The 21,646-nt window shown below is 70.7% G+C and carries 22 protein-coding genes and 1 riboswitch; of the genes, 10 read left to right on the plus strand and 12 right to left on the minus strand.

Annotated elements, in window-relative coordinates; genetic code table 11:
• Positions 1-58 precede the first annotated feature (58 nt).
• Positions 59-1,450: a serine hydrolase domain-containing protein gene (locus ACIGA3_RS17940; RefSeq protein WP_399716295.1), complete on the plus strand. Its 1,392-nt coding sequence runs from the start codon at positions 59-61 to the stop codon at positions 1,448-1,450.
• A 69-nt stretch (positions 1,451-1,519) separates the two neighbouring features.
• Here the strand turns inward: ACIGA3_RS17940 and ACIGA3_RS17945 are convergent, their stop codons facing one another.
• On the minus strand, positions 1,520-1,972 hold the full coding sequence (locus ACIGA3_RS17945; RefSeq protein WP_399716297.1) for a GNAT family N-acetyltransferase: 453 nt from the start codon (positions 1,970-1,972) through the stop codon (positions 1,520-1,522).
• 10 nt (positions 1,973-1,982) lie between these two features.
• Complete coding sequence (locus ACIGA3_RS17950) at positions 1,983-2,441, minus strand: MarR family winged helix-turn-helix transcriptional regulator (RefSeq protein WP_399716300.1); 459 nt, start codon at positions 2,439-2,441, stop codon at positions 1,983-1,985.
• A gap of 144 nt (positions 2,442-2,585) precedes the next feature.
• Between ACIGA3_RS17950 and ACIGA3_RS17955 the strand changes: the two genes are divergently transcribed.
• Both ACIGA3_RS17955 and ACIGA3_RS17960 read left to right on the plus strand, forming a co-directional pair.
• A complete protein-coding gene (locus tag ACIGA3_RS17955) occupies positions 2,586-3,794 on the plus strand; it encodes an MFS transporter (protein ID WP_399716303.1) in 1,209 nt (402 codons plus the stop codon).
• Positions 3,795-3,892: 98 nt separating this feature from the next.
• Complete coding sequence (locus ACIGA3_RS17960; RefSeq protein WP_399716305.1) at positions 3,893-4,312, plus strand: heme-binding protein; 420 nt, start codon at positions 3,893-3,895, stop codon at positions 4,310-4,312.
• Between the two features lie 63 nt (positions 4,313-4,375).
• Here ACIGA3_RS17960 and ACIGA3_RS17965 read toward each other — a convergent pair whose 3' ends face one another.
• Positions 4,376-5,242: a GNAT family N-acetyltransferase gene (locus ACIGA3_RS17965; protein ID WP_399716307.1), complete on the minus strand. Its 867-nt coding sequence runs from the start codon at positions 5,240-5,242 to the stop codon at positions 4,376-4,378.
• A gap of 342 nt (positions 5,243-5,584) precedes the next feature.
• On the opposite strand from ACIGA3_RS17965, the gene ACIGA3_RS17970 reads away from it, so the two are divergent.
• The gene (locus ACIGA3_RS17970; protein WP_399716310.1) at positions 5,585-6,817 is read left to right on the plus strand and encodes a globin domain-containing protein; all 1,233 of its coding nucleotides are present in this window, start codon (positions 5,585-5,587) and stop codon (positions 6,815-6,817) included.
• Positions 6,818-6,832: 15 nt separating this feature from the next.
• Here the strand turns inward: ACIGA3_RS17970 and ACIGA3_RS17975 are convergent, their stop codons facing one another.
• From ACIGA3_RS17975 to ACIGA3_RS17995, 5 genes are all read right to left on the minus strand, one after another.
• Entirely contained in the window at positions 6,833-7,315 is a 483-nt protein-coding gene (locus tag ACIGA3_RS17975; RefSeq protein ID WP_399716313.1) for an NUDIX domain-containing protein, read from the minus strand.
• A gap of 109 nt (positions 7,316-7,424) precedes the next feature.
• The gene (locus ACIGA3_RS17980) at positions 7,425-8,330 is read right to left on the minus strand and encodes a LysR family transcriptional regulator (RefSeq protein ID WP_399716315.1); all 906 of its coding nucleotides are present in this window, start codon (positions 8,328-8,330) and stop codon (positions 7,425-7,427) included.
• 193 nt (positions 8,331-8,523) lie between these two features.
• On the minus strand, positions 8,524-9,681 hold the full coding sequence (locus ACIGA3_RS17985; RefSeq protein WP_399716318.1) for a cystathionine gamma-lyase: 1,158 nt from the start codon (positions 9,679-9,681) through the stop codon (positions 8,524-8,526).
• Entirely contained in the window at positions 9,678-10,169 is a 492-nt protein-coding gene (locus ACIGA3_RS17990) for a low molecular weight protein-tyrosine-phosphatase (protein WP_399716321.1), read from the minus strand. Before ACIGA3_RS17990 ends, ACIGA3_RS17985 begins: the two co-directional genes overlap by 4 nt.
• A 7-nt stretch (positions 10,170-10,176) precedes the next feature.
• Entirely contained in the window at positions 10,177-10,554 is a 378-nt protein-coding gene (locus ACIGA3_RS17995; RefSeq protein ID WP_399716324.1) for a phage holin family protein, read from the minus strand.
• 60 nt (positions 10,555-10,614) lie between these two features.
• Here ACIGA3_RS17995 and ACIGA3_RS18000 point away from each other — a divergent pair, with 60 nt between their 5' ends.
• From ACIGA3_RS18000 to ACIGA3_RS18015, 4 genes are all read left to right on the plus strand, one after another.
• Entirely contained in the window at positions 10,615-10,932 is a 318-nt protein-coding gene (locus tag ACIGA3_RS18000) for a cupin domain-containing protein (protein WP_399716326.1), read from the plus strand.
• Positions 10,933-11,062: 130 nt separating this feature from the next.
• Positions 11,063-11,275 carry a DUF5326 family protein gene (locus ACIGA3_RS18005; protein ID WP_030806132.1) on the plus strand — a complete coding sequence of 71 codons (213 nt, stop codon included), beginning with the start codon at positions 11,063-11,065 and terminating at the stop codon, positions 11,273-11,275.
• A 202-nt stretch (positions 11,276-11,477) separates the two neighbouring features.
• A complete protein-coding gene (locus ACIGA3_RS18010; RefSeq protein ID WP_389003587.1) occupies positions 11,478-12,335 on the plus strand; it encodes an IclR family transcriptional regulator in 858 nt (285 codons plus the stop codon).
• Positions 12,336-12,432: 97 nt separating this feature from the next.
• On the plus strand, positions 12,433-12,870 hold the full coding sequence (locus tag ACIGA3_RS18015) for an SsgA family sporulation/cell division regulator (RefSeq protein ID WP_161147327.1): 438 nt from the start codon (positions 12,433-12,435) through the stop codon (positions 12,868-12,870).
• Positions 12,871-12,974: 104 nt separating this feature from the next.
• Here the strand turns inward: ACIGA3_RS18015 and ACIGA3_RS18020 are convergent, their stop codons facing one another.
• On the minus strand, positions 12,975-14,408 hold the full coding sequence (locus ACIGA3_RS18020; protein ID WP_399716329.1) for a YibE/F family protein: 1,434 nt from the start codon (positions 14,406-14,408) through the stop codon (positions 12,975-12,977).
• Positions 14,409-14,479: 71 nt separating this feature from the next.
• A riboswitch (TPP riboswitch) is annotated at positions 14,480-14,652 on the plus strand.
• On the opposite strand from ACIGA3_RS18020, the gene thiC reads away from it, so the two are divergent.
• Positions 14,645-16,450, plus strand: coding sequence for a phosphomethylpyrimidine synthase ThiC (gene thiC / locus ACIGA3_RS18025; RefSeq protein ID WP_399716331.1), 1,806 nt, complete (start codon positions 14,645-14,647; stop codon positions 16,448-16,450). (Overlaps the previous riboswitch by 8 nt.)
• Before the next feature lie 28 nt (positions 16,451-16,478).
• On the opposite strand, the gene ACIGA3_RS18030 is transcribed toward thiC, so the two are convergent.
• From ACIGA3_RS18030 to ACIGA3_RS18040, 3 genes are all read right to left on the minus strand, one after another.
• The gene (locus ACIGA3_RS18030; RefSeq protein ID WP_399716334.1) at positions 16,479-17,342 is read right to left on the minus strand and encodes a hypothetical protein; all 864 of its coding nucleotides are present in this window, start codon (positions 17,340-17,342) and stop codon (positions 16,479-16,481) included.
• Positions 17,343-17,489: 147 nt separating this feature from the next.
• The gene (locus tag ACIGA3_RS18035; protein ID WP_399716336.1) at positions 17,490-18,563 is read right to left on the minus strand and encodes a metallophosphoesterase; all 1,074 of its coding nucleotides are present in this window, start codon (positions 18,561-18,563) and stop codon (positions 17,490-17,492) included.
• A gap of 311 nt (positions 18,564-18,874) precedes the next feature.
• Positions 18,875-19,987: a LacI family DNA-binding transcriptional regulator gene (locus ACIGA3_RS18040; protein WP_399716338.1), complete on the minus strand. Its 1,113-nt coding sequence runs from the start codon at positions 19,985-19,987 to the stop codon at positions 18,875-18,877.
• Between the two features lie 429 nt (positions 19,988-20,416).
• Between ACIGA3_RS18040 and hisC the strand changes: the two genes are divergently transcribed.
• Complete coding sequence (hisC, locus tag ACIGA3_RS18045) at positions 20,417-21,514, plus strand: histidinol-phosphate transaminase (RefSeq protein ID WP_399716341.1); 1,098 nt, start codon at positions 20,417-20,419, stop codon at positions 21,512-21,514.
• The last annotated feature ends 132 nt before the right edge of the window (positions 21,515-21,646 follow it).

The following is a 21,646-nucleotide window of genomic DNA, read 5'->3' on the forward strand; positions in this document are numbered from 1 at the left end:
GGTGCCGACCGAGGCAAATGGGCTCGACGTGTCCCCTTCCAGCCGATGGACTGGGGGCATGACGACATCGCACGAAGAGCTGCTTCCCGCGACCCGCAGGGCGTTGACGCACCGGATCGCCGTCGCGCAGGCCGAGGGGCGGGCGCCGTCGCTCGTCGCCGCGGTGGTGCGCGGTGGACGGGTGGTGTGGCACGGTGCGCGGACCTCGGTGGACGGGCACGGGCCGGACGAGGACGTGCAGTACCGGATCGGGTCCATCACCAAGACCTTCACCGCCGTCCTGGTGCTGCGGCTGCGGGACGAGGGCGTGCTCGATCTCGGTGACCCGCTGGAGAAGCATCTGCCCGGTACCGGCGCCGGTGAGGCGACCATCGCCGAACTGCTCGCCCACACCGCCGGGTTGGCCGCCGAGTCGCCCGCGCCGTGGTGGGAGCGGACGCCGGGCTCGCTGCGGCCCGAACTGAGCGATGTACTCGGCGAGAAGCCCCCGCTGCACCCGGCCGGACGGCGCCACCACTACTCCAACCCCGGCTACACCCTCCTCGGGGCGCTGGTGGAGGAACTCCGGGGCGCTCCCTGGGAGCAGGTACTGCGCGACGAGGTGCTCCATCCCCTCGGACTCCACCGCACGACCATGCGGCCCGAAGCACCGCACGCGGGCGGCTGGGCGGTGCACCCCTGGGCCGACGCGCTGCTGCCCGAGCCGCTGGAGGACCTCGGCCGGATGGCCCCGGCCGGGCAACTGTGGTCCACCACGGGCGACCTCGCCCGCTTCGCCGCCTTCCTGGTCCAGGGAGACGACCGGGTGCTGAGCGCCGAGTCGGTACGGGAGATGCGCACCCCCGCCGCGCCCGCCGAGCCCGCGGACGTGGTCGACGGGGCCACGTACGGTCTCGGGCTCCAGATCCAGCACCGGGACGGCCGGCTGCTCGCCGGGCACTCCGGTTCGCTGCCGGGATTCCTGGCGAACCTCGTGTTCAGCGTGGCGGACGATGTGGCAGCGGTGGTGCTGGCCAACTGCACCAGCGGCCCCCTGGTCGGCGCGGTGGGCGCCGACCTCGTCCGTATCGTCGCCATGGCCGAACCGCGTATCCCCGAGCCGTGGCGCCCGCTCAGTGAAGTCGACCCAGGAGTGCTGGAGTTGGCGGGCCCCTGGTACTGGGGGACCCATCCTTTCGCCCTGCGGGTGATGGCCGACGGCCTCCTCACGCTGGGGCCGCTGGCCGGGGGTGGCCGCCGTGCCCGGTTCCGGCCGAACGGCGACGGCAGCTGGACGGGCCTGGAGGGTTACTACGCCGGGGAGTTGCTGGAAGCCATGCGACGCCCGGACGGAACGGTGAGCCATCTCGACCTCGGGTCGTTCGTGTTCACGCGTCAGCCGTATGACGCGGACGCGCCCGTACCCGGCGGGGTGGATGCGGAGGGCTGGCGGGGGATCGCCCAGCCATAACGGCACATAGACGGTGCGAAGGGTCCTGTTTCACGTGAAACAGGACCCTTCGTGGCATCAAGTGCGCGGTCAGAGGCTCCGTTTGAAGCCTTCGTGCGAGGCCGTGAAGCCCAGCCGCTCGTAGAAGCGGTGGGCGTCGGTGCGTGTCTTGTCCGAGGTCAGTTGCACCAGGTGGCAGCCGAGGTGGCGCGAGGTGTCGACCGCCCACTGGATCAGCTCGCTGCCCAGTCCGCTGCCGCGCTCGTCCGCGTGGACCCGTACGGCCTCGATGAGGGAACGAGTGGCGCCCTTGCGGGAGAGCCCGGGGATGATCGTGAGCTGGAGTGTCCCGACGACCCGGCCACCCCGGACCGCCACGACGAGATGCTGGTTCGGGTCGGTGTCCAGGCGCTCGAATGCCGGCAGGTAGGGCGTCAGGTCGTCGGGTGACTCGCGCTGGGCGCCCAGTGGATCGTCGGCGAGCATGGCCACGATCGCCGGGATGTCGTCCGGGGTCGCGGGCCTTATGTCGAGGTCGGTCATGGCGCGCAGCCTATGCGGGGACGTGCAGCGCCTCCACGGCCTTGACCAGCGGGGCGAGTTCGGGAGTCAGCGCCGCCGCGTCCAGTGCCTCGCGCAGCGCGGCGTCATTGGTCGGGCGTGCCTTCTCCAGCAGCCCCAGACCGGCCTCGGTGACATTGGTGTAGATACCCCGGCGGTCGGTGGGGCACAGGTAGCGCTCCAGCAGGCCGCGGTCCTCCAGGCGGGTCACCAGCCGCGTGGTGGCGCTCTGGCTGAGGACGACGGCGTCGGCGACCTGCTTCATCTGCAGATGACCGCCATCACCGTCGTGCTGCCTGCTGAGCACGTCGAGCAGGGAGTACTCGCGCACGCTCAGCTCGTGCTGCGCCTGGAGGGCGCGCTCGATGTGCGCCTCGATCCTCCCGTGCAGCAGAGACAGGGCGCACCAGCCCTGCGCGAGGGCGGTGAGCGCGGGGTCCGTCGCTGTCATTGGGGTGTTCCTCCGTCCCGGAGCGGCTGAACTCCAGAGTAGAGCACGGCCGCAATATCCAGCGATTGCGTTTAACCCGCGTCTGCAACTATTGTGGAAGCACGCAAAACGCTCCTGCAATCGTTTGGGAAGGTCTACCCCCTCATGCCTCTCGCGCTTCTGGCCCTGGCGATCGGGGCCTTCGGAATCGGAACGACCGAGTTCGTGATCATGGGGCTGCTGCCCCAGGTGGCGGGCGATTTCGGGGTCTCCATCCCCACCGCGGGCCTGCTCGTCACCGGCTACGCCCTCGGCGTGGTGATCGGCGCCCCGCTGATGACCGTGCTCGGCACCAAGGTCTCGCGCAAGCGGATGCTGATGGTGCTGATGGGCCTGTTCATCGCCGGCAACCTGCTCTCGGCCGTCGCGCCCGTCTTCGCGGTCATGCTGATCGGACGGGTGGTCGCTTCCCTCGCCCACGGTGCCTTCTTCGGCATCGGCTCGGTCGTCGCGGCCGAGTTGGTGGCACCACAGAAGAAGGCCGGCGCCATCGCCATGATGTTCACCGGGCTGACCGTCGCCAATGTGATCGGCGTCCCGCTGGGCACGCTCATCGGGCAGCAGATCGGCTGGCGCGTGACCTTCGGCATCGTCGCCGTCCTCGGCGTGATCGGCCTCGCGGGCATCGCGAAACTCGTGCCCGATGTGCCCAAGCCCGAAGGCGTGCATCTGCGTCATGAGCTGGCCGCGTTCAAGAACGCCCAGGTCCTGCTCGCCATGGCGATGACCGTGCTCGGCTTCGGCGGAGTCTTCGCCGCCATCACCTACATCGCGCCGATGATGACCCACGTCGCCGGTTTCGCCGACGGCTCGGTCACCTGGCTGCTGGTCCTGTTCGGCCTCGGCATGGTCGGCGGCAACCTGATCGGCGGCAAGTTCGCCGACCGTGCCCTGATGCCCATGCTCTACGTCTCGCTGGGCGCCCTGGCTGTCGTCCTCGCGCTCTTCACGCTCACCGCCCACAACAAGATCGCGGCGGCCGTGACCATCGCCCTGATCGGGGCCCTCGGCTTCGCCACCGTCCCGCCGCTGCAGAAGCGCGTCCTCGACCAGGCGCACGGCGCCCCGACCCTCGCCTCGGCCGTGAACATCGGCGCGTTCAACCTGGGCAACGCCCTGTCCGCCTGGCTCGGCGGCATGGTCATCGCGGCCGGGTTCGGCTACACCGCCCCCAACTGGGTCGGCGCCGTCCTCGCCGCGGCCGCCCTGCTGCTCGCCGTCCTGTCGGCCGCCCTGGAGCGCCGCGACGCCAGGTCCGGCGCGGTGACCGCCTCCGGCGCACCCGCCGGCCGGCCGGAGCCCGCCCGCCCCTGAGGCCGCCACGGCAGCCCCACAGACCCCCGCCCGCACCGGTGACGAACACGACCCGGCCCGGACGGACCACCTCAGAAACATCCAAGGAGACCCCCACCATGAGCACCACCACCTTCGCCCCGCTCACCATCGAGGACGCCGAGCTGCTCATCGCCACCGCCCGGCGCGCGGCCGAGGACGCCGGTGTGACCGTCAGCGTCACCGTCCTGGACGCCGGTGGCCACCTGCTCGCCTTCCGCCGGGACGACCGGGCCGTGCTGATCTCCGGCGAGACCAGCACCCGCAAGGCGTACACCGCTCTCCAGCTCAATGCGCCGACCGCCGACCTGGTCGACCTCGTGCAGCCCGGCGGCCTCTTCCACACGCTGCCCACGGCGCTCGACCGCCCGCTGCTCTTCATCGCCGGTGGCGTTCCCGTCCACCGTGACGGCCGGCTGATCGGCGCGATCGGTGTCGGCGGCGGTGCGCCGGACCAGGACCACGGCTTCGCCACCGAGGCTGTGAGCGCCCTCGTCTGAGCGAGCCCCGCACACCATGACGACGGCCCCCGCCGCATCGCGGGGGCCGTCGTCATGCCGGGGTCAGCCCGCGGCCACCGTCAGCGGTGCGAACCTGCGGGTCCAGTCCCCCGGTAGATCAGCCACGCCGAGGACCATGACGGAATTCGACATCACCGGCGCGAGTCCCCGCTCCTTCGCCCAGGTCAGCAGTTCCTCGTGGCGCACGTCCACGTCGGTGCGCAGTGGTCGGCCGGTACGGGCCGCGAGCGAGCCGATGAGGGCTTTGGCCGTCTCCGTGTCGCGGGCGATCAGCGGGCCGACGACATGGGTCTGCATGTTGGGCCAGGCGGCGGCGTATCCGGTGATCCGGCCGTTCTCCTCCGCCACCCGCACCTGATCGGCGAAGGCGGGCAGCCGGACGAGTACCGAGGTGCGGTCGACGCCGAAGACCTCCGCGTCGAGGCGGAGGATCGACGGAAGGTCCTCGGCGGTCGCGGCCCGCGTCGCCACCGGCGGCTCCGACCGGTCCGGCGTGAAGTGCCCCATGAGCATCTCCGCCCGGCCCACGGTCTTGAAGCCGATCTCCTCGTAGAGCGGGCGGCCCACGGGCGTGGCGTGCAGGGTCAGGGGAGTGCCGTCCATGGCCGCCACGACGTGCCGCATCAGACGGCGCCCCACACCCTTACGGGAATGGCGTTCGGCGACCAGGACCATGCCGATGGCACCCAGCTCCAGCCGCTGCCCGGAGCCGTACTCCGTGACGACGCACGCGGCAACGAGGCCACCGTCGGGATCGTCGATGCCGAAGCCGTTGCCGGCAGTCAGCAGGAGCCCCCACTTGTGTTCCTCGCGGGACCACCCCCGGTCCTCGGACAGATCGGCGCAGGCGGTGAGATCGCGCGGAGTCAGACGACGGATGGGCAACGCGGCGAGTGAAGAGATCGGCACGCCGGTCAGGCTGTCCGACGGACACCCCTCACGTCCACCGGATTCGGAGACTTCTTACCGCTTCAGGCCAGTCCCGGCAGGGTCGTTTCACGTGAAACACCCCTGCCAAACGGTTTACCGCACGCGGAAGTTGATCAACTCGTCGGTTTCATACGGGGTTTGGCGGCCGACAGCGTAACCGGACGAAGCGCGTCAAGAGCTGTGTTTCCGGGTAACGGAACGCGGCATCCGGCCACGGTGTCACGCTGCGGAGCGAGTGCTGCGGTCCTCCGCCTCGTCGGGGATCACGCGCTTCCGAGGGGGAGAGCGCAGACCGCCGCAGGAGTGCGAGCGAGGGCACACATGGAAGCTCCGGCCACCCCATCGGGGAACGACGGCCTGCCGAACCAAGGCGACCGACGGCCGAGGCGCGGCACCGAGACGGAGCCGGTCGTCGCGCGCCCGGCGCGGCCCCTCGCGCAGGCGTCCTGGGACGCGCTGCTCATCCGCCGCACGATGGCGGAGATCGCACCCGTCGCCGACAAGGTGACCTCCTACTTCTACGCTCTCCTCTTCGTACGCCACCCGGAGCTGCGACCCCTGTTCCCGCCCGCGATGGACACCCAGCGGGACCGTCTGCTGCGGGCACTGCTCACGGCGGCGGAGCACATCGACAACCCGCCCGTGCTCGTCGACTACCTGCGAAACCTAGGCCGGGGCCACCGTAAGTACGGCACCCGAGCCGAGCACTACCCGGCCGTGGGTGCGTGCCTGATCGGCGCCCTGAGCACCTACGCCACCCACACCTGGAACCCGCAGGCGGAGGCAGCCTGGGGCCGGGTCTACGCGACCATCTCCCAGGTCATGATCGACGCAGCCGCGACGGACGGGCGGGATGCTCCGCCCTGGTGGCATGCCGAGGTCGTCACCCACGACCTGAGGACACCCGACGTCGCGGTCCTCACGCTGCGCCCCGACCAGCCGTACCCCTTCCTGGCCGGGCAGTACGCGAGTGTGGAGACCCCCTGGTGGCCGCGCGTCTGGCGGCACTACTCCTTCGCCTCCGCACCCCGCGCCGACGGCCTGCTCACCTTCCATGTGCGCGCGGTCCCGGCCGGCTGGGTCTCCAACGCCCTGGTCCACCGCGCCTGCCCCGGAGACGTGGTGCGCCTCGGGCCACCGGTCGGCTCGATGAGCGTCGACCACGGCACCGACAGCGGCCTGCTCTGCCTGGGCGGCGGCACCGGCATAGCCCCGATCAAGGCCATGGCCGAGGAGGTGGCCCAGCATGGCGCCCGCCGTCCGGTCGAGGTGTTCTACAGCGCCCGCAATGACCATGACCTGTATGACATCGACACCCTGCTCCGGCTGCGGCAGGCCCACCCCTGGATATCCGTCCGGTCGGTCATCGACCGGGAGGACCGCCACCTCCACGACGCCGTCCGGGCGAGCGGCCCCTGGCGGGACTACGACGCCTATCTCTCCGGTCCGCCCGGCATGATCCGCAGCGGTGTCTCCGCGTTGCAGGCGCTCGGCGTTCCCGCGCCCCGCATACGGCACGACCCGGTCGAGGACCTGGTGGTCGTCGGTTTCTGAGCGCGTGGGCCCCGGCTAGCCGAGGTCGGGGGCGTGCATGGCGCGGACGCCTTCGATGTTGCCGTCCAGGTAGTGCCGCAGCGACAGCGGGACGAGGTGGACGGAGGCGATGCCGACCCGGGTGAAAGGGATGCGGACGATCTCGTACTCCCCGGCGGGTTCCTCCACCTCGGGGCCATGGCGGAGGGAGGGGTCCATGGACGCCAGCCGGCAGACGAAGAAGTGCTGGACCTTCACACCGGTCGCGCCACCGTCCTCGCCGATGTGCTCCACGGTGTCCACGAAGCAGGGCACGACATCACTGATCTTGGCGCCGAGTTCCTCGTACACCTCGCGGTGCAGGGCGTCCACGACGGTCGGGTCCTCGGGCTCGACCCCGCCACCGGGGGTGACCCAGTAGGGATCGACACCGGGCTTGGTGCGCTTGATCAGGATCAGGTCGTCACCGTCCAGCAGAACGGCGCGGGCGGTGCGCTTGACCACGGGTCGGACGGTCATGGGAACAATGTGGCCCGGCTGGTTCCACGTGAAACATCGCAGGCGGCTTCGGCCGCACGACGCGGAGACATTCCCGGAGGAAAGCCCGCTCGGCACCGGGAAAGCCCGCTCAGCACCACCGCGAGGCAGCCCGCTGAAGCCACTCGTGCGCCCGTGCCACATGTGGCAGAGCCAGCGAGCCGGTGCGCACCACCAGGAAGTAGGTCCGCAGCGGCGGCACGGCCGGGTCGTGCAGCAGCACCACCTCGGCGCGGTCCAGGGCGGTGGCGCACAGATAGCGGGGCAGCACCGCGAGCCCCGCGCCCGCCCCGGCACAGGCCAGCACGGCACGCAGGTCGGGGACGATGACCGTGCCCGAGATCCCCGGACGCGTGTCGAAGACGGAGGCCCAGTAGCGCGAGACGAAGGGCAGCGACTCGTGGACCTCGACCACGGGCAGGTTCTTCAGCGCGGCCGCTCCCGTCAGCCGCAGCGCTTCCGGACCGATCCGCTCGGCCCAGCGTGGGGCGGCGACCAGCACATGTTCCTCGTCGCAGAGCGGGCTCGCGCTCAGCAGGGCGCCGCGCGGCCGGAGCGTGCTGATGGCCAGCTCGTGATGGCCGGCCGCGAGCCCCTCCAGCACTTCCTCCGCGGTGCCGAAGGAGGCGCGCAGGGCAAGGCCCTGACCGTCGGCGCCGGTCAGTTCCGTCAGGGCGGGCAGCGCGCGCTCGGCGGTGAACTCCGGGGGGCCGGCCAGATGCAGCGTGCGCAGCGAGGACTCGTCGTCCAGGCCGCTCTCGGCTATCTCCACCAGGGCGTCGAGATGTGGTGCGGCCTTGTGGGCCAGTTCGTCGCCGATGGTCGTGGGCGTCACCCCGCGGGCCTGCCGCAGGAAGAGGGGGCGGCCGAGCTGGCGTTCCAGCGTGCGGATCTGGGAGGTGACGGCGGGCTGGGACAGGCCCAGCAGGGCGGCGGCGCGGGTGAAGGAGCCGGCCCGGTGCACGGTGACGAAGGTCCGCAGCAGGGCCAGGTCCATGGCGGGGTCCCCTTTCCCTGCCTCCTCCGGCGGCCGGGCAGGCCCCAACTATAAATAAGTCGATAGGTCTCTGTCGTTACCGTGATTGGACACTGACGCAGAGTCAACTAGCCTTGCTTGCGCGGTTCTTCGCGCGCGGAACCGGTGACGGTCCGAGCCACGAGGGGGGAGGCTCGGACCGTCCGCACCGCCTTCAGTCCGCGGACTCGGCGGACTCGTTCAAGGCGCGCAGCACGTCCGCCACCAGGTCCTCGGCGTCCTCGGCCCCCACCGACATGCGGATGAAGCCCTCCGGCACCGCGTCCCCGCCCCAGCGGCCGCGCCGCTCGGCAGTGGAGCGGACCCCGCCGAAGCTCGTCGCGTCCTCGACCAGACGCAGTGCTTCGAGGAACCGCTCGGCCCGCTCGCGGGTGGGCAGCGTGAAGGAGACCACGCAGCCGAAGCGGCGCATCTGCCGCGACGCGACCGCGTGCGACGGATCGTCGGGCAGCCCCGGATACCGCAGGCCGGAGACCTCGGGGCGCCCGCGCAAAGCCTGGGCCACCTCCAGCGCCGTGGCGTTCTGCCGGTCGACGCGGAGCGGAAGCGTGGCGATCGAGCGGTGGGCGAGCCACGCCTCCATCGGGCCGGGGATCGCCCCGACGATCTTCCGCCAGCGGCGTACCGCGTCCATCGCCTCGCCCGCGCGCCCGACGACGTAACCCAGCAGGACGTCGCCGTGGCCGGTCAGCTGCTTGGTTCCGCTGGCCACGGCGAAGTCGGCGCCCAGCTCCAGCGGGCGCTGCCCGAGCGGCGTGGCGAGGGTGTTGTCGACGGCCACGAGCGCGCCGCGCGCGTGGGCCTCCTTCACCAGTCGCCGGATGTCGCACACGTCGAGCCCGGGGTTGGACGGCGACTCGATCCACAGCAGCCGCGCCCCGTCGAGCGCGTCGAGCTGGGCGTCGCCGCCGGTGGGCGCGGTGCGCACCTCGATGCCGAACGCCTCCAGCTGGGCCCGGACCAGGGGGAGCGCCTGGTAGCCGTCCGAGGGCAGCACGACCGTGTCGCCGGAGCGCAGCTGGGAGAAGAGCACGGCGGAGATCGCGGCCATGCCGGAGGCGAACACCAGCGTCTCGGCGTCGTCGCCGCCGGGCGCCTCCAGCTCGCCGATGGCACGTTCCAGCAGGGTCCAGGTGGGGTTGCCGTCGCGGCCGTAGGAGTACGGGCCGCTGACGTCGCCGGGCAGGTGGAAGTGCGCGGCGAACACCGGCCCCGGCAGGGTCGGCTCGTGCTTCACCGGCTCGGGAAGGCCGGCCCGGACGGCGCGGGTGCCGTCGCCGGTCGAGTCCGGGTGCGCGGCTGTGTCGTTCATACGGGCCGTTCCTCCAGATGTTCGCGTACGGAATCGAGCAGTCCGGCGCTCGCCGCCTCCACCATCTCGAGGCACTCCTCGAAGCCGTCGCGGCCCCCGTAGTAGGGGTCCGGAACGTCGAGGTCGGCGTCGGCCGCCGGGTCGTAGGAGCGCAGCAGGCGCACCTTGCGCGCGTCCGCCTCGGTCGGGGCGAGGCGGCGCAGGGCCTTGAGATGGCCGGTGTCGAGGGCGATCACCAGGTCGAGGCGGCCGAACCAGGACGGCCGGAACTGCCGCGCGGTGTGCTCGGTGCCGTAGCCGTGCTCGTCGAGGACGGACACGGTGCGCGGGTCGGCGTCGTCGCCCTCGTGCCAGCCACCGGTGCCGGCGCTGTCGACCTCGACCAGGCCGTCGAGTCCGGCTTCGGCGACACGCGCCCGGAAGACCGACTCGGCCATCGGGGAGCGGCAGATGTTGCCGGTGCACACGAAACAGACGCGGTAGGCCATGACCGGATCAGTCCTCGTCGGGCAGAACGAGATTCAGTGCCCAGGAGACGATGGAGATGATCAGCCCGCCGAGCACGGCCGTCCAGAACCCGTCGACATGGAAACTGAGGTTGAGCTGGTCGCACACCCACGAGGTCAGCAGCAGCATCAGCGCGTTGACGATGAGGGTGATCAGGCCGAGGGTCAGGATGAAGAGCGGGAAGGTCAGCACCTTCACGACCGGCTTGACCAGAAGGTTCACCAGTCCGAAGACCAGCGCGACCACGATCAGCGTGCCGATCTTCTTGCCCGTGCTGTCACCGGTGAGGGTGATCTTGTCGAGGAGCCACACGGCGACCGCGAGGGCGCCCGCGTTGGCGATCGTCTTGACTACGAGATTCTTCATGTGTCTGATCGTTGCAGACCAGAATCAGAGTGGGCGGCGGGGCAAGGGCGGACGACGGCGATGAAGGCATTCCGGCTGGACGAACTGGAGGCGGAGCGCGCCGCCAACGAGGGCGCCTACCTCCAGTTCCTGCGCGAGCGGAACATGTCGGTCGGCCTGTACGCCCTCGACGCCGGCTCCCACGACCCGCAGAAGCCCCATCTCCAGGACGAGGTGTACTTCGTCGTCAGCGGCCGGGCCTCGATCACGGTCGGGCTGGAGACCACGGAGGTCGCGCGGGGCAGCGTGGTGTACGTGCCGGCGGGTGTGGCCCACAAGTTCCACCACATCAGCGAGGACCTGAGGGTCCTGGTGGTGTTCTCTCCCCCCGAGGCGTGAGGGGCGGCTCTCAGGGTTCCCTAGGGGATGGATCAGGGGACGACAAGGGGTGCGAGGCCCCCACGGAGCCCCTCGTCGGCTCTAGCATCGAAGCGGGACATCGAGAACCGCTAGCGCAAAGGACGAGGCGATGCGAGAGATCTTCACGGGATTGCCGTGGTGGGTGAAGTGGGTCGCGGTGCCGGTCATCGCGCTGGTCGTGTTCGGCGGCCTGATAGCGACCGTGGTCGGCTTCCTGATCGGTCTGCTCTTCAAGCTCCTGCTCTTCGTCGCCCTGGTCGGCGGACTCATCTACGTGGTGCGGAAGTTCACCGCCGGCTCCTCGTCGCGCGGAGACTGGTGACGCGCGCGGGTGCCGGGGAGCGGTAACACGGATCGCCGGTTCCCTCGGGGGAGGGAAGTTTCCCCGGCAGGCCGTCCGCGTGCGGTGGTGGACGGTTAGAGTCCGGACTCCCGTGGGGCCCCGAACCCCACGGGCGGCACGCACCCCACCCGTGTCCACCCCGCACGGGCCGCCCCCACCTCCGCGCTTCGGGAGTAAATCCTTGGCCACGGTCGACACCGCCCCGGCAGGACCCCACGCACCCCCGGCTCCGGCGCGGTCCTGCGCGCCCCCGATGCAGCGGCCCCCCGCCGCCACCGCCCCCGACAAGCACTCCGCGACCCTCATCGGGTCCGTCCAGCGCGCCATGCGCCTGCTGGAGACGGTCGCCGGGCACGAGTACGGCGCTCCCGCCAAGCAGCTCGCCCGCGAGACGGGCCTCGCGCTCCCCACGGCCTACCACCTGCTGCGCACCCTGGTGCACGAGGGCTATCTGCGCCGGGACAAGGGGCGGTTCTTCCTCGGCGACGCGGCGGACCGGCTCAGCAGCAGCGGAGCGCAGCAGAAACGTCGCAGCACGGTGGCCGACACCCTCGCGCACTGGCGCGATTCGATCGGCGCCCCGGTGTACTACGCGATGTACCGGGACGGCGAGATCGAGGTCATGTGCGTGGCCGACTCGCGGGAGACCCCGGCCGTCGCGGAGTGGGCCGACTTCCGCGAGACGGGACACGCCCACGCCATCGGGAAGTGCCTGCTCTCCCAGCTGGACGAGGACGCCCGCCGCGACCACCTCGCGCGCTACCCGGTGCGCTCCCTCACGCCGTACACCGTGCGCGACAACGACGCCCTGCTGCGGCGGCTGGCCAGGACCCGGCGCATGGAACCGGTGGTGGAACGGCAGGAATACGCCCTTGGAGCGGTCTGTGCGGCGGTGCCGATCACTGTCGGTACAACCGCCGCGACGATGGCGATCTCGCTCCCGGCCCATCAGGCTGATCAACTTCCGTGCATGACAAGGAGGTTGCAGTCGGAGATGGGTCGTCACATGGGAGCGCTGGCACTCTCTATCAGCATCTGAAAACTCACTCCTTGTGATCTGCCATGTACGTTCAGCTAGATTTGACCCCAGTCAGGGATTAAACCCGGCCAGTCGATGTCATACGACGGGGTAGGCGATGCGCGAGTCCGTACAGGCAGAAGTCATGATGAGCTTTCTCGTCTCGGAGGAGCTTTCCTTCCGTATTCCGGTGGAGTTGCGCTACGAGACGAGTGATCCCTATGCGGTGCGGCTCACCTTCCATCTGCCCGGTGACGCCCCGGTGACCTGGGTCTTCGGCCGGGAGTTGATGATCGACGGGGTCGGCCGGCCGTGCGGCGAGGGGGATGTGCACATCGCCCCCGTCGACTGCGAGGTGCTGGGCGAGGTGTTGATCCGGCTTCAGGTGGGCGGTGATCAGGCGCTGTTCCGCTCCTCCACCCCGCCGCTCGTGGCATTCCTCGACCGCACCGACAAGCTGGTGCCGCTCGGGCAGGAGGGTGCGCTGGCCGACTTCGACACCCACCTCGACGAGGCCCTGGGCCGCATCCTGGCCGAGGAGCAGAGCGCGGGCTGACGCGGCCCGGCCGGGGGGCGCCGAGCGTTCCGCCGGGCTCCGTGAACCTTTGAAGAAACGCTTCTTCAGGGGTTCGCGGTCCGACGGGCCCCGGGCGGCGCCTCTCAGCGCTTCCGGCGCCGTCCCCTGCCGCCGGAGGCCGCGACGGGCTGAGCGGCCTCGGGAGCCGCCGTACCGGGCGCGGGACGGTCGGCCGATACGACCAGGGCGGCGAGCGCGGTGGTGACCGGCACCGAGGCGACCAGACCGATCGAGCCGACCAGCGTGCGCACGATCTCCTCCGCGACCAGTTCACTGGTGGCCACCGTGCCCACCCCGCTCTGCGCGATGGAGAACAGCAGCAGCAGGGGCAGCGCGGCGCCCGCGTAGGCGAGGACGAGGGTGTTGACGACGGAGGCGATGTGGTCGCGGCCGATGCGGATGCCCGCCCGGTACAGCCCGCGCCAGCCCATCGAGGGATTGGCCTCGTGCAGCTCCCACACCGCCGAGGTCTGGGTGACCGTCACATCGTCCAGCACGCCCAGCGAGCCGATGATGACACCCGCGAGCAGCAGGCCGCTCATGTCGATCGACGGGTAGAGACCGTGGATCAGACCGGTGTTGTCGTCCGTGTTGCCGGTGAGCGCGGCCCAGCCGATGAACTGCGAGCCGAGGAAACCGATCAGCAGCAGTGAGACGAGGGTGCCGAGCACCGCGACGGAGGTCCGCGCGGACAGGCCGTGGCACATGTACAGCGCGATGAGCATGATCGCGCTCGACCCGACCACGGCCACCAGCAGCGGATTCGAGCCCTGGAGCACCGCGGGCAGGATGAACAGGGTCAGCACCATGAAGCTGACGGCCAGGGCCACCAGCGCCATGACGCCGCGCAGCCGGCCCACCACCACGACGGCGACCGCGAAGATTCCGGCCAGCAGCGCCATGGGGAACTTGCGGTCCAGATCGGTGACGGCGTACTGGAGGTCCTTGGGGGCCTTGGGCTCGTAGGCCACCACGACCTTGTCGCCCTGGTGCAACTGCCGGGTCTGGTCGGGCTGCACCAGCTCGGTGAAGGTGCGTCCCTGGTCCTTGCCGGTGTCGACCCGGACCGTCGCCTTCTTGCAGGGGCCCTTCTTGTCCTCCTGGGCAGCCGGACCCGCGCCCGTGGCGGAGGGGTCGCCGGCCGGGGCTCCCCCGCCCGCGCCGCCCACCTGGCAGCTCACCGAGGTGACCCGGGTGACCGTGGCCTGCTGCGTCTGGCGGTCGAAGCCGACCCCGGTGCGCTGGTGCGGCGGCGCGCCTCCGGGCCAGAGCACCACCAGACCCACGACGACGGCCGCGCTGAACGGGATCAGGATGGCCGCGATGACCTTGCGCAGATGCCTGGAGACCGGCGTGGCGGGGCCGTGGCTGTGGGAGTGGCCGTGCCCGTGGCCATGACCCCCGTGCCCGCCTCCGGAGCCCGGCCCATGCCCACCCCCGTCGCCGGGGCCTGGTCCGGAGCCGGGCCGGTGGGGCGGGCCGGGGGGAGGGTAGGGAGGCTGCTGCGTCGTGGTCACGGCCCGATCATTGCAAGAACGGGGGAGGCCCACTGTTCATCCCGTCACACGGGGCGCTAGCGTGGAGGCACCTTTGCACACGCGGGAGCTCGGAGCACCGGGCTGAGAGGGCGCTGACCTCCGTCGTTGCGATGTTTCACGTGGAACGTGGTTCCCCGAGAACATCTGCGGACGGAAATCGCTGCGTCGACCGCCGAACCTGTTACCGGGTAATGCCGGCGTAGGGAGTAGGTCTCATGACCAACAAGGACGCACGCACGCCTGCCTCCACGCAGAACACGACGAACAGTTCGTCGGGCGAGGAGGCCGGGAAGTCCATCGGCTGGCACAAGGCGTATGTCGAGGGCTCACGCCCCGATCTGCGGGTGCCGGTCCGTCAGGTGCACCTCACCAACGGGGGGTCGGTCACGCTGTACGACACCTCCGGCCCGTACACCGATCCGGAAGCCGACACCGATGTCCGCCGGGGGCTGGCCCCGCTGCGGGAGAACTGGATCGTCGCCCGTGGCGACACCGAGGAGTACGCGGGCCGTCCCGTCCGGCCGGAGGACGACGGGATCAAGCACACCTCGCCGCGCGGCGGGCTGCGCAATCTGGACGCGGTCTTTCCGGGGCGGCCCCGGCAGCCCCGGCGCGGTCGGACGGGCCGGGCGGTCACCCAGCTCGCCTATGCCCGCCAGGGCGAGATCACGCCCGAGATGGAGTTCGTGGCGCTCCGGGAGAACGTCTCTCCCGAGGTGGTCCGCGAGGAGATCGCGGCGGGGCGGGCCGTGCTGCCCGCCAATGTGAACCACCCGGAGATCGAGCCGATGATCATCGGTAAGCGGTTCCTGGTGAAGGTGAACGCCAACATCGGCAATTCCGCGGTCACTTCCTCGATCGAGGAGGAGGTGGAGAAGATGACCTGGGCGACCCGCTGGGGCGCCGACACGGTCATGGACCTCTCCACCGGCCGAAACATCCACACCACCCGCGAGTGGGTGCTGCGCAACTCCCCCGTGCCCATCGGCACCGTGCCGCTCTACCAGGCCCTGGAGAAGGTCGACGGCAGGGCCGAGGAACTGACCTGGGAGGTCTACAAGGACACGGTGATCGAGCAGGCCGAACAGGGCGTGGACTACATGACGGTTCACGCGGGTGTGCGCCTGCCGTACGTCCCGCTCACGGCGAACCGTAAGACCGGCATCGTCTCGCGCGGCGGCTCGATCATGGCCGCCTGGTGCCTGGCGCACCACAGGGAGTCGTTCCTGTACGAGAACTTCGAGGAACTCTGCGAGATCCTTGCCGCCTACGACGTCACCTACTCGCTCGGCGACGGTCTGCGGCCCGGTTCGATCGCGGACGCCAATGACGAGGCGCAGTTCGCGGAATTGCGCACGCTCGGGGAACTCAACCGGATCGCCAGGCGTTTCGATGTACAGACGATGATCGAGGGCCCCGGTCACGTCCCGATGCACAAGATCAAAGAGAACATCGACCTTCAGCAGGAGATCTGTGATGAAGCTCCGTTCTATACGCTCGGCCCGCTGACCACCGACGTCGCGCCGGCGTACGACCACATCACCTCGGGTATCGGCGCCGCGATGATCGCCTGGTGGGGCACGGCGATGCTCTGCTACGTCACGCCCAAGGAGCACCTGGGCCTGCCGAACCGGGACGACGTCAAGACCGGCGTCATCACCTACAAGATCGCCGCCCACGCGGCCGATCTGGCCAAGGGGCACCCCGGAGCCCAGGAGTGGGACGACGCTCTCTCGGACGCCCGCTTCGAGTTCCGGTGGGAGGACCAGTTCAACCTCGCCCTGGACCCGGACACGGCACGGGAGTTCCACGACGAGACCCTGCCCGCCGAACCCGCGAAGACGGCCCACTTCTGCTCCATGTGCGGCCCGAAGTTCTGCAGCATGAAGATCTCGCAGGACATCCGGCGCGAACACGGCGGGAACCGGGCCGAGATCGAGGAGGGCATGGCGAGGAAGTCCCTGGAGTTCGCGGCCACGGGCAACCGGGTCTACCTGCCGATCGCGGAGGACCGGCCCTAGCCGGGCTGGGCTCCAGCCGGGCCGGGCCCTAGTCCGGCTGGTGTTCCGGGCCGCCGAAGTCCGGGCTCGTGTAGTCCGGGCTGCTGAAGCGGGGGCGGTCGGTGGCCGCTCCGTCGTCGGGGCTGCTGAAGCCGGGGCGGCCGTAGCCCAGGCGTGGCATCCGGCCGCTCGGTCCGGGGGCCGGCAGGGGCTGTGCGGCGGGTGTGCCGGGCTGGGCGAGGGCGTCGCGCAGGAAGGGCAGGATGCCGCGTTCGAGCAGCGCGTCCCGCCACTCCTGACGCGCCCTCGCCACCGCCTCGTGCGCCTCCTCCTGGGCGGCGGCCCCGGCGGAGGAGCTGTTGCGCAGCGCGGTGATCAGCAGCGCCACCCCGGCGGTCAGGATCGCCGCCGCCGTCACGGCGCCGAAGACCCAGCCGACGGTGAGCATGGTCCGGCCGAACTGCTGGCCGGGGGCGAGCATCTTCAGGATGTAGCCGACCAGCAGGAAGATCACTGCGGCCGTTCCGGCGAGCACGGGAGCCAGTACCGCGATCATCGCGCTGGCGCCCGCGCCGGCGGCCTCGGCGGTCTCGCCGAGGGCGGCGGCGAGCCCCAGAGGGCCCGGCCCCGGTTCCGCCGAGCCGGATTCGGTGCCGGACGCCTCGGCGGGCGGTGCCGGGTGGCGCAGTTCCTCGCGGGTCTTGACGTAGTGCTGGTACTCGGTGGTGGCGGCCGCCGTGATGAGGGCCGTGGCGTTGAGCGCCATCGTGCGCAGCTGTTCCGGGTTGAGCCGCTCTCCGACGGCGGACAGTTCCGGGTGGTCGGGTGCGGAGCGCAGCGCCTCATCGAGGAGCCGCTCGAATTCCCGGCGGTCCTCGCTCAGCAGGTGCTGCGGAACGCTGTTCATGTGCATCCCCCGATGCTCCGTAGGGCTTGGGGCTCGCATGGCGGCGAGCCGTCGGGCAGAAACGGAGGGGAGCCTGCTACGGATAAGCCGATGGTAGAGCTGTCACACCGCACGGTGACAGGGGGTTGCTGGAAATTGAGACCAGGCGAACCGTCAGGCGTCCAGGGGAAGTTGCTGGACCAGCAGCTTTCCGGCCATGGTCACGCCGCCGTCCATGGCGATGGCGAGACCGTCGGCGTAGACGTGCGGACCCTCGACATGCGGGTCGCTCCGGTCCTCGCTCTCCTCGGAGCCGACCTGGCCGAGCAGATAGGGAATCGGGCTGTGGCCGTGAACCACACGGGCGCCGCCGTACGTATCGAGGAGGGAGCGCACGGCGTCGGCGCCGCCCTCGTCGCGGAACGAGAAGCGCTTGGTGAACTTGCGGAACAGGTCCCACACCTCGTCCGCGTCATTGCGGGTCAGCGCCTCGCGGACGGTGTCGTTGACGGCCTCGATCGAGTCGCCGTAGTCGAGGTAGGCGGTGGTGTCGGAGTGGACCAGCAGATGACCGTCGACCTCCTCGACCGCGTCGAGCCGGGCCATCCACTGCAGGTGGTGGTCCTGGAGGCGGTCCATGTCGGTCTTCTGGCCGCCGTTGAGCAGCCAGGCCGCCTGGAAGGTGGCGGTGCCCGCGCCGGAGTTGACCGGGGTGTCGCCGAACCGCTTGGCGCCCAGCAGCAGCAGCTCGTGGTTGCCCATCAGGGCCTTGCAGTAGCCGCCGGCCGCCGCGGCCTCGGCGGACAGCCGCATCACGAGGTCGATGACGCCGATGCCGTCCGGACCCCGGTCGGTGAAGTCGCCGAGGAACCACAGCCGGGCGGTGCCCGCGCACCACTGGCCGGCCTCGTCGATCAGGCCCTTCTCCCGCAGCGCGCTCAGCAGCTCCTCGATGTAGCCGTGGACGTCGCCGACGACGAACAGCGGGCCGGGGCCCGCTTCGGGCTGCGGCGCCGGGGCGGCCGCCGGTTCGACCGGCGGCGGGAGGGTGTCGCCGCGCTGGATGACCGGCAGGTCGCGCTCGGTCGGGGTGTACCCGTCGGGGTGCTCCTCCTCGTGCGGAGGGACGACGTCACCGGGGTGGACGTCGGCGTACGGACCGGTCTCATGGACGTACGCGGGCACCCGGAAGTCGCGCAACGTCGCCGTTCGCTCCGTCTCGGGTCCCTGACCGGCCCCCTGAGTCATCAGACCCCTCCACCATCGCGCCGCAGCTGCACCGCTTCGGACTGCCTGGTCGCAGCGGCCCGCGGTGTCGTGGGCCCATCATAGGAATGCGCGTCGCGCCATGTGATGACCCAGGGGTGGTGAATCACGGCGAGGCTCCTGATCGCCAAGGCTTTCGTCCCGATTGGGCAGGAGTTCGACTGGTTGCCCGGCCGTGATCGGCTCGCTCGCCGGGCGGTCGTCCGCCCCGCTTCGGCGAGGCGCGACCGACCCGGGCACGCCTCGCGCAACCGCCCGCTCCCGCCGGGCGGACGACCTCGGGCCCGGGTCCGTCAGCCCCGCTCCGGCGCCCTGGGCGGGCTGACCGTGGTGCGCGGCGGACGGCGCTGGGACGAGGTGCGCACGATCAGCTCGGTCGGCATCACCTGCTCGACCGGCTGGTCCGACTCGACCCCCTCGATGGCGTCGATGAGGAGCTGCACGACCGCCGTGCCGATGCGGCGCGGCTTGAGCGAGAGCGTGGTGATGGGCGGCTCGGTCGTGGCGTACACCGTGGACTCGCTGCAGCACACCAGCAGCAGGTCGTCCGGGACGCGCAGCCCGTAGCGCCGGGCGGCGGCGAGCAGATCGGTGCCGTTGGGGTCGAAGAGACCGTAGACGGCGTCCGGGCGGTCGGGGCGGGCGAGCAGCCGGTCGGCGGCGACGGCGCCCGCACACGGGTCGTGCGCCGGGTACGACTCGTAGACCGGGTCCTGGCCGACCCGCTCGCACCAGCGCAGATAGGCGGTGGTGGACAGATGGGTGTACGTGTCCGTGGTGGTGCCGGTGAGCAGTCCGATGCGGCGTGCCCCGGCGGCGGCGAGGTGGTCGAGGATGCCGAGGACGGCGGCCTCGTGGTCGTTGTCGACCCAGGCGGTGACCGGGAGGGAGCCGGCCGGGCGGCCGTCGGAGACGACCGGTAAACCCTGCCGGACGAGTTCGCTGACGACGGGGTCCTGGTCGGAGGGGTCGATGACGACCGTGCCGTCCAGTGCGACGTTCGACCACACGTCGTGGCGGGAGGTCGCGGGGAGGATGACGAGGGCGTAGCCGCGGGCGAGCGCGGCGGAGGTCGCGGCCCGCGCCATCTCGGCGAAGTAGGCGAACTCGGTGAAAGTGAAGGGTTCATCCCCGTACGTGGTCACGGTCAGGCCGATCAGGCCGGACTTTCCGGTACGGAGGGTGCGGGCGGCGGCCGAGGGCCGGTAGCCCAGTCGGTCCGCGACCTCACGGACATGGCGGCGGGTGGCATCCGGGAGCCGCCCCTTGCCGTTGAGGGCGTCGGAGACGGTCGTGATGGAGACCCCGGCGGCGGCGGCCACGTCTCTGATGCCCGCCCGGCCCGGCCGGCTGCCTCGCCGGGAGGTTTCCCCGCGGCTCACCTGGTGCTTCCCTGCTGCTGTCATGGCGAGCCGATAGTAGGGCTCTTGTGGTGGGGTAGGGCGGACGCATATGCATGCGTTGACAGGCACGTTTCTGCATGATCATCAAGCCGCAACAGCCTTGGAAAGCAAGCCAGTTGGCCGGTCCAATGGCAGGACGTGACTTGTCGACGCGCGTGGGCCTGCCAAGTGCCCGATGTTTCGAAGAGGTCTCAACTCACCTTCACGGGGGATGCGCGCCACGGCGCGAGCCACCGGCGCATGGACAAATGCGCGATGCGCCCCCTAATGCGCAGGCAGTCGCCCGGCGCGGCCCATGATGCCCGTGGGACGACGGAGGCGGGCCCCCGACCGGGTCGCGCGGGTACGCAAGCGCGCCGAATCCTCATAAGGTGAGGAGCATTGGATGCCGGCGGCGTCGACGGTCCGCCGGTGGTCGCGAGGAGGACTGCGGTGAGCGAGACGAGCCCCAAGCTGCGCGCCGAGCTGGAGGGTATCCCCACCTACAAGCCGGGCAAGCCCGCCTCGGCCGAGGGTCCGGTCGCCTACAAGCTGTCCTCCAACGAGAACCCCTATCCCCCGCTGCCCGGTGTCATGGAGCGGGTCGCGGCGGCTGTCGCCGAGTTCAACCGCTACCCCGACATGGCGTGCGGCGCCCTGATGACCGAACTGGCGGACCGCTTCGGCGTCCCGGTCTCCCACCTGGCCACGGGCACCGGCTCGGTCGGTGTGGCCCAGCAGCTGGTGCAGGCGACCAGCGGACCGGGCGACGAGGTCATCTACGCCTGGCGCTCCTTCGAGGCGTATCCGATCATCACGCGGATCAGCGGCGCCACGCCGGTGCAGGTGCCGCTCACTCCGGGCGATGTGCACGACCTGGACGCGATGGCGGACGCGATCACCGAGCGGACCCGGCTGATCTTCGTGTGCAACCCCAACAACCCGACCGGCACGGTGGTGCGGCGAGCCGAGCTGGAACGATTCCTCGACCGGGTGCCGAAGGACGTGCTGGTGGTGCTGGACGAGGCGTACCGGGAGTTCATCCGCGACCCCGAGGTGCCCGACGGGGTCGAGCTGTACCGGGAGCGGCCGAACGTCTGCGTGCTGCGCACCTTCTCCAAGGCGTACGGGCTGGCCGGGCTGCGGGTCGGGTTCGCCATCGCGCACGAGCCGGTGGCCGCCGCGCTGCGCAAGACGGCGGTGCCGTTCGGGGTCAGCCATGTCGCGCAGGAGGCGGCGATCGCCTCGCTCCAGGCAGAGGACGCGCTGCTGGGCCGGGTCGGTTCGCTGGTGTGCGAGCGCGCCCGGGTGGTCGACGCGCTGCGCGCGCAGGGCTGGACGGTGCCGGAGACTCAGGCCAACTTCGTGTGGCTGCGGCTGGGGGAGCGGACCATGGAGTTCGCGGCGGCGTGCGAGGACCACGGTGTGGTGGTGCGGCCGTTCCCCGGCGAGGGCGTGCGGGTGACGGTCGGGGAGACCGAGGCGAACGACCTGTTCCTGAAGGCCGCGGAGGCGTTTCGCCGCGAGGTGGCGGGCGACGGGGAGAGCTGACGCCGATCTCCCGACGATGAGTCAGGGCCCCGCTTCAGGCGGGGCCCTTCGTCGTTGCGGGCAGTCGTCGAGGGCCCCCCTTTCGGGTGACGAATACCTGTGCGCCATAATGGCTTGTGAATGTGAACGCTT

Origin of the sequence: Streptomyces sp. NPDC085596 (assembly GCF_044541565.1) — a bacterium.
Classification (GTDB): Bacteria; Actinomycetota; Actinomycetes; order Streptomycetales; family Streptomycetaceae; genus Streptomyces.